At 57.0% G+C, this 2025-nt stretch carries 2 protein-coding genes and 1 pseudogene; all 3 read right to left on the minus strand.

Annotated features, from left to right (window positions below; translation table 11 throughout):
* Window positions 1–691, minus strand: a pseudogene (locus BMI01S_RS37145) (IS6 family transposase); the annotation flags it as partial.
* An 87-nt stretch (window positions 692–778) separates the two neighbouring features.
* A complete protein-coding gene (locus tag BMI01S_RS41715) occupies window positions 779–1153 on the minus strand; it encodes a hypothetical protein (RefSeq protein WP_156123918.1) in 375 nt (124 codons plus the stop codon).
* A 29-nt stretch (window positions 1154–1182) separates the two neighbouring features.
* Window positions 1183–2025: IS110 family RNA-guided transposase (locus BMI01S_RS37150; RefSeq protein ID WP_052408500.1), on the minus strand; the 843-nt coding region annotated here is incomplete at its 5' end.

The following is a 2025-nucleotide window of genomic DNA, read 5'->3' on the forward strand; positions in this document are numbered from 1 at the left end:
GTCGAGGCGACGCCATCGTCACACATCTGCCCCTTGCGGATCATGTGTGCGATCTCAATGCCAGACAGGATGATGCGCGCACAGCGGAAATCCTTGAACCCCATCATCGGTTTGATGATGCGTTTGATGGCACGGTGATCCTGCTCGACGACGTTGTTTAGGTATTTGTTTTGCCGGACCTTGATCGGCGTTAAACGCTCGGCATTGAGCGCTTCAAGCGCAGCCAGATTGGCGCCGCTCCTGTCCACGGCGATTGTCTCGGGCTCGCCGTTCTGTTCAATCGCCTTCTCGAAGTAGCGGCGCGCCGCGGCCTTGTCCCGATGGGCGCGCAGCAGGAAATCCACCGTGTTGCCCGCCTTGTCCGCGGCACGGTACAAGTATTTCCAATGGCCTTTGACCTTGACATAGGTCTCATCGACGCGCCAGCTTTTGCCGACAGGCCGTTTGCGTTTGCGGAATGCTTTTTCAAACACCGGCAGCAGCTTGATAACCCACCGGTGCACGCTCGAATGGTCCACCTCGATACCCCGCTCGGCCATCATTTCTTCGAGGTTTCGTAGGCTCAGTGACTACGCCACGTACCACCGGACGCACAGCAGGATCACGTCCAGCGGGTTGTGTGCAGCCGCTTCAGTACCTTGCCAATGCCAGCGGGCAGCGTCTTGCATGGCGTCTTCGTCTTTGTCATCATGCTTGTCATGCGTTGTCGTCGGCGGATTTTACTTGGCCGCGTTATTGCGACACCCATTAGCCGACCGAAGTCAAGGCACAAATTTACTCACCGCCCGATTGCAGTGGCGATGGCATTTTTATCGCCACTGCAATCGGGCGGAATTCTTTCTGTTACCTGCCATGCTGTCTGCCGATCGTAGTCGCATCCGTTTTCTCCAAACTGGTTGCGAACCGGATCGCACCAGACACCCATCGGGATCAAGCATGCCGTGATGTAACTCACGGCTGCCCTGGCGGCCATTGCCGCCCCAGAGAAACGTTGGTGCCAGACGAGGTCCAATGGGTTTCGCAGAACCGTGGCTGTTGCCTGCGCAACGCCAGTCAATGGTGGTTCATCGCCTGGGCGACCCGGGTCATCTGCAAACAGCGGGTGGAACAAAGGGAAGACCCAATCAAAACCATGGCTTTTCACCAGTCGCAATACTGGGCTCGTTCCCCTTGCACCACCTTTTAGCCAAAACAGCGGGTTATCTCAAATGGCTTGTGTTCCCGAAGCATGTGGTAGCAGGCACGCGCCAGCTTGTGTGCCAGTGCCTTGATTGCGACGATCCCGTTTCGCGCGCGTTTCTTGCGCTCGTAAAAGCGCCTGGCTTCCGGACACGAACGGATGGCGAAGTTGGCGGCCTCGACAAACGCCCACGCCAGATACTTGTTGCCGTTCTTCGTATTGCCTTCGCCTTTCTTCCTGCTGTTGCTTTCACGCCGGCTGTCCACACAGCGGCAGTACGAACTGAAATTGCCAACCTTGGTGAAACGGGAGATGGTCCCGGTTTCCAGCATGATCGTGGTTGCGAGAACCGGACCAATGCCCGGCACCGTGTTCAGCAACGCGTAATCCGGACGCAGTTTCACCCGCTCCATGAGTCGCTTCTCGATGATCCAGATTTCCTCCTGCAAGGTTTGCATGACCGCGAGATTGGCTTGTATCGCGACCGTCACGTCAGCTGCAAAACCGAATCCATTCACCTGCATCTCATCCAGGCGCTTGACCCGCTCACCTTGCATCTGCCCACCAGTATGGCGCGAGAACAGATTCTCAATCGCGAGGATCTGGGCCGTACGACACTGCACCAGTTGGATCCGCTTGCGAGCGAGGTCACGCACCGGACGTTCTTCTGCTGGATAGATGTAGCCTTCAGGCAATAGTCCCAGACGCAGCAGTTGTGCGAGATGGGCGGCATCGGTGAAGTCACCACTGTATTTCAGTCCCTCGTACTGCCTGATCGCCGCGGGATTGGCCAGATGCACCCGGTAACCATCGTTCATCAGTTGGTCCACAAGCCAGTACCAGTT

This window comes from Paraburkholderia mimosarum LMG 23256 = NBRC 106338 (assembly GCF_000739815.1).
In the GTDB taxonomy this organism is placed as follows: Bacteria; Pseudomonadota; Gammaproteobacteria; order Burkholderiales; family Burkholderiaceae; genus Paraburkholderia; species Paraburkholderia mimosarum.